General features: G+C 72.3%; 6 protein-coding genes. 2 read left to right on the forward strand and 4 right to left on the reverse strand.

Translation table 11 applies throughout. The annotated features are described in order from the left end of the window. The first annotated feature begins 330 nt into the window (after positions 1–330). The gene (locus ACFYW7_RS25090) at positions 331–4,401 is read left to right on the forward strand and encodes a molybdopterin-dependent oxidoreductase (RefSeq protein WP_389506455.1); all 4,071 of its coding nucleotides are present in this window, start codon (positions 331–333) and stop codon (positions 4,399–4,401) included. A gap of 112 nt (positions 4,402–4,513) precedes the next feature. On the opposite strand, the gene ACFYW7_RS25095 is transcribed toward ACFYW7_RS25090, so the two are convergent. Then, positions 4,514–5,017 (reverse strand): NUDIX hydrolase, encoded by a 504-nt coding sequence (locus tag ACFYW7_RS25095; protein ID WP_389506046.1) that lies wholly within the window; start codon positions 5,015–5,017, stop codon positions 4,514–4,516. Between the two features lie 277 nt (positions 5,018–5,294). Here ACFYW7_RS25095 and ACFYW7_RS25100 point away from each other — a divergent pair, with 277 nt between their 5' ends. After that, the gene (locus ACFYW7_RS25100; protein ID WP_389506048.1) at positions 5,295–5,990 is read left to right on the forward strand and encodes an isochorismatase family protein; all 696 of its coding nucleotides are present in this window, start codon (positions 5,295–5,297) and stop codon (positions 5,988–5,990) included. On the opposite strand, the gene ACFYW7_RS25105 is transcribed toward ACFYW7_RS25100, so the two are convergent. Genes ACFYW7_RS25105 through ACFYW7_RS25115 form a run of 3 tightly spaced genes read right to left on the reverse strand, consistent with a single transcriptional unit; the run spans position 5,966 to position 7,991 of the window. Continuing rightward, positions 5,966–6,196 carry a hypothetical protein gene (locus ACFYW7_RS25105; RefSeq protein ID WP_389506050.1) on the reverse strand — a complete coding sequence of 77 codons (231 nt, stop codon included), beginning with the start codon at positions 6,194–6,196 and terminating at the stop codon, positions 5,966–5,968. The two genes, ACFYW7_RS25100 and ACFYW7_RS25105, sit on opposite strands and share 25 nt — an antisense overlap. Next, on the reverse strand, positions 6,193–7,767 hold the full coding sequence (locus ACFYW7_RS25110) for an amidohydrolase (RefSeq protein WP_389506052.1): 1,575 nt from the start codon (positions 7,765–7,767) through the stop codon (positions 6,193–6,195). Before ACFYW7_RS25110 ends, ACFYW7_RS25105 begins: the two co-directional genes overlap by 4 nt. Before the next feature lie 8 nt (positions 7,768–7,775). Next, positions 7,776–7,991, reverse strand: a complete 216-nt coding sequence (locus ACFYW7_RS25115) for an MbtH family protein (protein ID WP_389506054.1) — start codon at positions 7,989–7,991, stop codon at positions 7,776–7,778. Between the last annotated feature and the right edge of the window lie 79 nt (positions 7,992–8,070).

Genomic DNA, 8,070 nt, shown 5'->3' on the forward strand with positions numbered 1-8,070 from the left:
CCCGGGTCTCCCGGACCGGACCGGAGCGGACCTGCCTCGCCGGACCGGACCGCGCCGGACCGGCCGTCGCACGACGGCCGGCCCGGGGCGGGAACCGTCCGGGCCCGGCACGCGGCGACCCGGTCCTCCCGGGCCCCGCCCCTCCTCACAAGCAGCCGAGCGCAGGTGTGTGGAGCGCGTAACCCCGTGTGATCACACGGTGTGACAGCCGCGTAATGGGATCTTCGTAGCGTCGGTGGAGCAAGGAACCGATCATCCGGAGGCCCGCTCGTGACCACGACCACCCAGCAGGTGCGGACGGTCTGCTCGTACTGCGGTGTCGGCTGCGGGATGGTCCTCGACATCAAGATGGGCCCCGACGGGCGGCGTACGGTCCTCAAGGCGTCCGGCGACAAGGCGCACCCCGCCAACTTCGGTCGCCTGTGCACCAAGGGCGCGACCACGGCGGACATGCTCGCCGCCCCCGGGCGGCTGGTCTCCGCCCTCGTGCGCGCCGAACGCGGGGCGCAGGCCGAACCCGCCCCGGTGGACGCCGCGATCGCCGAGACGGCCCGGCGGCTGCGAGCGGTGATCGACGAGCACGGCCCGGACGCCTTCGCCTTCTACGTCTCCGGGCAGATGAGCCTGGAGGCCCAGTACCTGGCGAACAAACTGGCCAAGGGCTTCGTGCGGACCAACCAGATCGAGTCGAACTCCCGCCTGTGCATGGCCAGCGCGGGCACCGGATACAAACTGTCGCTGGGCGCGGACGGCCCGCCCGGTTCGTACCAGGACTTCGAGCACGCCGACGTCTTCCTCGTGATCGGCTCGAACATGGCCGACTGCCACCCCGTCCTCTTCCTCAGGATGATGGACCGGGTCAAGTCGGGCGGCGCCAAGCTGATCGTCGTCGACCCGCGGCGCAGCGCGACCGCCGACAAGGCGGACCTGTTCCTGCCGGTCCGCCCCGGGACGGACCTGGCGCTGCTCAACGGCCTGTTGCACCTGTTGCACGAGAACGGGCACACCGACGCCGGGTTCATCGCCGCGCGCACCGAGGGGTGGGAGGCGATGCCGGAGTTCCTCGCCGACTACCCGCCGGCCTCGGTCGCCGACATCACCGGTGTCCCGGAGGACGACATCCGCGAGGCGGCCAGGCTCATCGGCGAGGCCGGGGAGTGGATGAGCTGCTGGACGATGGGCCTGAACCAGTCGACGCACGGCACCTGGAACACCAACGCGCTGGTCAACCTGCATCTGGCGACGGGTGCGATCTGCCGGACCGGCAGCGGTCCGTTCTCGCTGACCGGCCAGCCCAATGCCATGGGCGGCCGGGAGATGGGCTACATGGGCCCGGGGCTGCCCGGCCAGCGGTCGGTGCTCGTCGACGACGAACGCGCCTTCGTCGAGGAACTGTGGGACCTGCCCCCGGGCACGGTCCGCGAGGACGGCGTCGGCCAGGGCACGATCGAGATGTTCCGGAAGATGGCGGACGGGGACATCAAGGCGTGCTGGATCATCTGCACCAATCCCGTCGCCTCCGTGGCCAACCGGAGAACCGTCATCGAGGGTCTGGAGCGGGCCGAGTTCGTCGTCGCCCAGGACGTGTTCGCGGACACCGAGACGAACGCGTACGCCGATGTCGTCCTGCCGGGCGCCCTGTGGACGGAGACGGAGGGCGTCCTCGTCAACAGCGAGCGCAACCTCACCCTCGCCCGGCCCGCGGTGGAGCCGCCCGGGGAGGCGATGGCGGACTGGCGGATCATCGCCGCCGTCGCCCGCGCGATGGGCTACGAACGGGGTTTCTCGTACGACAGCGCGGAAGACGTCTTCGAGGAGATCAAGCGCGCCCACAACCCGAAGACCGGCTACGACCTGCGGGGCGTGACCTACGAACGGCTGCGGTCCACCCCGGTGCAGTGGCCCGCCGCCGACGAGGACGGGCCCGACCGCAACCCGATCCGCTATGTGGCCGAGGACGGCGGCGGTCCCGTCTTCCCCACGGCGAGCGGCCGGGCGGTCTTCCACGCCCGTCCGCACCTCCCCGCGGCCGAGATGCCGGACGACGACTACCCGTACGTCCTCAACACCGGGCGTCTGCAGCATCAGTGGCACACCCTCACCAAGACCGGCAGGGTCGCCAAGCTCAACAGGCTCGACCCCGGGCCGTTCGTGGAGCTGCACCCGGACGACGCCGCCGCGCTCGGTGTCACGGGCGGCGACTCGGTGGAGGTCGCGTCGCGGCGCGGGCGAGCCGTGCTGCCCGCCGTGGTGTCCGACCGGGTACGGCCGGGCTGCTGCTTCGCGCCCTTCCACTGGAACGACCTGTTCGGCGAGTACCTCAGTGTCAACGCCGTCACCAACGACGCGGTCGACCCCCTCTCGTTCCAGCCCGAGTTCAAGGTCTGCGCGGTGTCACTGACGAAGGTGGCGACCCCGGTCTCCGTCGCGGCACTGACTCCGGCCGCCCCCGAGGCCCTCCCCGGCACCACGGCGCCTGCCCCCTCCGTGCCGCACCCGCCGACCGCGCCGCCCGCGGCCGCGGGCGCCTTCGGGTACGAGCCCGCTCCACCGCCGGTGCTGGCGGAGCACGAGCGTCAGTACCTGGTCGGCTTCCTCGCCGGGATCGAATCGGGTGCTCCCGGTGTGCCGGTGCTGCCGCCGGGCGCGCCGTTCAGCCCCGCGCACGCCTTGTGGGTGAACGGCGTCCTGGCGGGCATGTACTCCCGAGCCGTCCCGGCGGTGGCCCTCCCGGCCGCGGCGCCGGCCGCCTCCGTCCGGGAGGTCGTCGTCCTGTGGGCCTCGCAGACCGGCAACGCCGAGGAGTTCGCCGCGGCCGCCGCCGACCGCCTCACGTCGACCGGGCACCGGACCACCCTCGTCGACATGGACGACGCCCACCCGGGCGAACTGCCCGACGGGGCCGACATCCTCCTGATCACCAGCACGTTCGGTGACGGTGACGCCCCCGACAACGGCACCGGCTTCTGGGAGGCCCTGGCCGCGGCCGACACGCCTCGGCTGGAGGGAGTGCGCTACGCGGTCCTGGCGTTCGGCGACTCCTCCTACGACGACTTCTGCGGCCACGGTCGCCGCCTCGACCTGCGTCTGGACGAGCTGGGCGCCGTACGGCTGGCCCCGCGCACGGACTGTGAACCCGACTACACGCCCTCGGCCACGGCCTGGCTCGACCAGGTCCTCGCCTCGCTGACCGACACCACGCAGGCGGCGGCGCCCTCCGCGCCAGCGTTCGCGCCGACGCCGACGCCCGCTCCGCCGTCGGTGTCCCCTTCCCGGGCGGGCAAGCCCGCCCCCGTCACGACCCGGCTCACCGGCAACCGGTTGCTCAGCCTGCCCGGCGCGGGCAAGGAGGTCCGCCGCTTCACCTTCGACACCCGGGACAGTGCCACGCCCCTCGTCTACGAGGCGGGGGACGCCCTCGGTGTCCGGCCGGTCAACTCCCCGGACCTGGTCACGGAGTGGCTGGCCACCACCGGGCTCGACGCCCTGTCCGAGGTGGACCTGGACGGCACCGGGCGGGTCCCGCTCCACGAAGCCCTGCACCAGTGCCTGGACATCACCCGCGTCACCCCGGACCTGTTGCGCTTCGTCGCCGACCGCACCCATGACCGTGCGCTGAAGAAGCTGCTGCGCCCCGACAACAAGGACGAGCTGGCCAAGTGGTCCTGGGGCCGCCAGGCGGTCGACGTGATCGCCGAACACCCCGTGCGGGTGAGCGCCCAGGAGTGGGCCGACGTGCTCAAGCCGCTCCAGCCTCGCCTGTACTCCATCTCGTCGAGCCCGCGCGTCGACCCCCATCTCGTCTCGCTCACGGTCTCCGTCGTCCGGTACGAGAACCCGGCCGGGCGGCCGCGTCAGGGCGTCTGCTCGCCCTTCCTCGCCGACGCGGCCCCCGGGACGCCGGTGCCGGTCTTCGTCCGGTCCGCCCCGCGGTTCCGGCCGCCGGCCGACCCGGCCACGCCGATGGTGATGGTGGGTCCCGGCACCGGGATCGCGCCCTTCATCGGCTTCCTGCACGAGCGCCGCGCCCTTGGCCATCGCGCGCCCAACTGGCTGTTCTTCGGCGAGCAGCACCGGGCGACCGACTTCTACTACGAGGACGAGCTGACCGCGTTCCTCGCCGACGGCACCCTCAGCCGTCTGGACACCGCCTTCTCGCGCGACCAGCGCGCCAAGGTGTACGTCCAGGACCGGATGCGCGAGCACGGCCCCCAGCTGTGGTCCTGGCTCCAGGAGGGAGCGCACTTCTATGTGTGCGGGGACGCCTCCCGCATGGCCAAGGACGTCGACCGGTCGCTGCGGGACATCGCCACCACCCACGGCGGCCTCAGCGCGGAGGGGGCCGCCGCGTACGTCAAGCAACTGGCCGCGGAGAAGCGGTACGTGCGTGACGTGTACTGACGGTCCGCGCGACCGCCGGTGACGCCGGCGCCGGACCGGCGTCGGGGCTCCGGCCGACGGACGCACGCGGGCCGTCCCGCGCCAGGGTCACCTCGTCCCTCGTCGCTCGCGGTCAGGGCGATTCGCCGGCGAGCCGGACCGGGACGAGGCCGAGGTCGACGGGTGCCGCCGGTGGCCCGTCCCGTCGGACGGCGGCCAGCAGTTCGGGGAGCTGCGGCGGCCACAGCTGCTCCACGGCGTCCGCCAGGTCGTCGGGCGACCACCATCTCCCCCGGAGAATCCCGTCCGCCGCATGGGCCGCGCCGAGTTCACCGGTCAGGTCCCGGCGGGGCCCGTACGCGAGGAAGATGTGCTCGTGCTGGCGGACCGGCACCCCGGCCCGGGTGAAGTCGTGTTCCCACAGGCAGAGCAGCGTGCCGTCGAGTTCGATGTCCGTCCAGCCGGTCTCCTCGCGCAACTCGCGCCCGACCGCTTCGAGCGGCGTCTCGCCCGGGTCCATCCCGCCGCCCGGCAGGGCCCAGTGGACGCCGACCTCCTCGTTGTCGTACCGGAACATGAAGACGGCTCCGGTCGGGTCGAGGACCACGACTCTGGCCGCCTGTCTGGGTGTCCGCATCACCTCACCCTGGCAGAGGCCGCCAGCACTGTCGATCGGCGAAGGAGACAGGATGTGGCCGGTCCCGCGCCGCGCCCCGCGTACCGTCCGGCGTCCATCCGGCCACCCACTCGACCCGGCCTCAACTAGCCTTTTCCATAACGGTGTTGGGTCTGATCACGGATCCGACGGCGAGGCCCGCCGACAACCCCCCAGGGTTGTCGGACGTCGTCCCTCAGGCCCACGCGCGTCCGCTCCCCTGGCCCGGCCCGCATTCGATCAGGGAGGAGACCTTCCCATGGGTCTGCCGGCCGTCACCTCGTATCCGATGCCCGCCATCTCCGCGGTCCCCGTGTCCCCGCCGCCCTCGGCGATCGACCCGTCCCGCGCGGCGCTGCTGATCCACGACGTGCAGAACCACTTCGTCGACGCCTTCCCGGCGGAGTGCTCTCCCGTCGTGGAACTCATCGACAACATCTCCACGCTGCGCGAACTCGCCGGAACACTCGGCACACCGGTCGTGTTCAGCGCCGAACCCGCCCCGCGGGAACCAGACATGCCCGGGGTGGCGAACGGGATCTGGGGCCCCGCCGACAGGGGGCCCGGGCCCGACGCCGCCGGCATCGTCGGACAGCTCGCCCCCCGAACGGGTGAGGACGTCCTGATCAACACCCGTCACAACGCGTTCCTGCGCAGCCATCTCGGCCGGCTGCTGCGTTCCACCGGGCGCGACCAGCTGATCCTCTGCGGAGTACGGGCCCATCTCGGCATCCTGCTGACCGCGGCCGACGCCTTCGTGAACGACATCCAGCCCTTCGTCGTCGCCGACGCGGTCGCCGACCTCAGCGCCGAGGACCACGCCATGGCACTGCGCTGGGTCGCCCGCACCGGCGTCGTGTGCGCCACCGACCAGTTGCTGCGCGAGTTGCTGCACGGCGGCGCGGCGCAGGACCGGAGGGCGTGTCCGCCTCAGGAGCAGCGGCGGCCCGGATAGCCGTCGCTCTCGGGTACGCCCGCCGCGCGCATCCGGCCAAGGACCTCGCGCAGGGTCGCCTCGTCGTCGATCAGCCAGGGGCAGTTGACGTCCCTGTCGAACACCATGGCCTCCGGCGTGGTGTTCCAGATCACCCATCGCAGCGGGTCCGGTGACGGCTCCGCCAGGTCCGCGTAGGGATCGGTGCCCTCCGTCCGTGCGTTCACGGCGTCGCCTCCTCGGTCTCCCGGCCGTCGACGAAGGTCGCGACCACCTCGATGTCACCGATGGCCGAGGTCTCGACGTCTCGCGGATCGTCGCCGAGTACGACCAGGTCGGCGTGCTTCCCCGGGGTCAGGCTGCCCAGGGTGTCCTCCCAGTGGCAGGCGTGGGCTCCGGCGACCGTGTAGGCGTGCAGCGCCTCCTCCACGGTGATGCCCTCGTCGGGGCCGATCGTGTTGCCCGATCCGGAGGCCCGCTCGACCATGAACTGGACGGCCCGCAAAGGGGATCCGTCCGTGACGGGCCGGTCCGAGCTGCCCACCAGGGTGACGCCGTGGTCCAGGAAGCCTTTCCCCCGGTACAGCCAGGGGGCCCGCTCCAGGCCCATGATCGCGGCGTAGTCGTCGCCGAAGGAGCGCAGGAAGTTCGGCTGGACGACCGCGAGCACGCCGAGCCGTGCGAACCGGGCCAGTTGGTCGGGCCGGACGAGACCGGCGTGTTCGACGCGGTGCCGCGCGTCGGGGCGCGGCCGGACGCGCTGGGCCCGTTCCAGCGCGTCGAGGGCGACATCGACCGCCCGGTCCCCGATAGCGTGGACGGCGAGCTGCCAGCCGGCCAGGTGCCCGTCGACGATCGCCTCCGCGAGCACTTCGGGATCGTCCTGCAACTGACCGGCGTGGTCGAGCCCTTCGTAGGGTCTGCCCAGTGCGGCGGTGCGCGCCATCATGCCGCCGTCGGTGTAGACCTTGAGGGCTCCGACCGACAGCCACGCGTCACCGAACCCGGTGCGCAGGCCGAGGTCCAGGGCACGTGGAATGCCGTCGGCCGGGTGGGCGGCGACCGGGTGCAACCGGTCCGCGGCCACCATCAACTGCACCCTCAGGGGCAGTCTGCCGGTGTCGCGGGCGAGTTGGTAGGCGCCCAGCTCGACCGGGCTGTGGCCGAACAGGGCGCCTCCGATGCCGGCTTCGGCGCAGGCCGTCACTCCCTCGGCCAGGCAGCCCCGGGCGGCACGCCCGATCGCGTCCGCGAGGTCCTCCTGGGAGCGGGGCAGGCACAGGGCCCGTGCGGCACCCATCGCGGCCTCGGCGAGGAAGCCGTCCTCGTGCGGGAGTTCGGCGGGCAGCAGGTCCAGGACGGCGGTGTTGACCACACAGCCGTGTCCGGAGTCGTGCATCAGGAACACCTTGCGCCCGTCGCCGGCCTTGTCCAGTTCCGCGGCGGTCAGATGGCGCCCCAGGGCTCGTTGGTCGTACCCCGCGAGGTGCGCCCAGCCGCCCTCGGGAACTCGGGCCACGGCTCCGGCCACGGCGTCGAGCACCTGCTCCACGCTGTCGCAGGAGGCGATGCTCGGCGTCCCGGCCTTGAAGCCGGTCCAGGCCATGTGGACATGGCTGTCGATGAACCCGGGCAGCACGGTGGCGCCCTGGAGGTCCACCACCCTGCGGGCCGGCAGCGAGGTCACCGCCTCGTCCAGGCCCACGATCCGGCCCCGCCAGATCCCGAGGTCGTGGGCCACGGGACGGGCGGGGTCCATCGTGACGAAGCGTGCGTTCGTCAGTCGAGTACAGAGCATCGCCCGGGTCAGCCCGTCCGCTTCATGGACTCCACGAGGCTCTTGGGGCGCATGTCCGTCCAGTTGGTCTCGATGTGGTCCAGGCACTCGCGGCGCGGGCCCGGGCCGTGGACGACGGTCCAGCCGGCCGGGACGTCGACGAAGTCGGGCCACAGGCTGTACTGGCCCTCGTCGTTGACGAGTACGCGGTAGAGGCCTTCGGGGTTCTCGAACGGGTTGGTCATCGGGTCTTCCTCACGATCTGTCGGGGGTCGGGAACTTCAGGGTGCGGGAGGCGGGGTCGGGAGCGGACGGGTCGGGGGT

The sequence above is a fragment of the Streptomyces sp. NPDC002580 genome, from assembly GCF_042889485.1.
Lineage (GTDB): Bacteria > Actinomycetota > Actinomycetes > Streptomycetales > Streptomycetaceae > Streptomyces.

Coding starts and splice junctions, on each gene's coding strand:
- ACFYW7_RS25090 (WP_389506455.1), top strand. CDS start 331: ATGGTCCTCGACATCAAGATGGGCCCCGACGGGCGGCGTACGGTCCTC.
- ACFYW7_RS25095 (WP_389506046.1), bottom strand. CDS start 5,017: ATGCGGACACCCAGACAGGCGGCCAGAGTCGTGGTCCTCGACCCGACC.
- ACFYW7_RS25100 (WP_389506048.1), top strand. CDS start 5,295: ATGGGTCTGCCGGCCGTCACCTCGTATCCGATGCCCGCCATCTCCGCG.
- ACFYW7_RS25110 (WP_389506052.1), bottom strand. CDS start 7,767: ATGCTCTGTACTCGACTGACGAACGCACGCTTCGTCACGATGGACCCC.
- ACFYW7_RS25115 (WP_389506054.1), bottom strand. CDS start 7,991: ATGACCAACCCGTTCGAGAACCCCGAAGGCCTCTACCGCGTACTCGTC.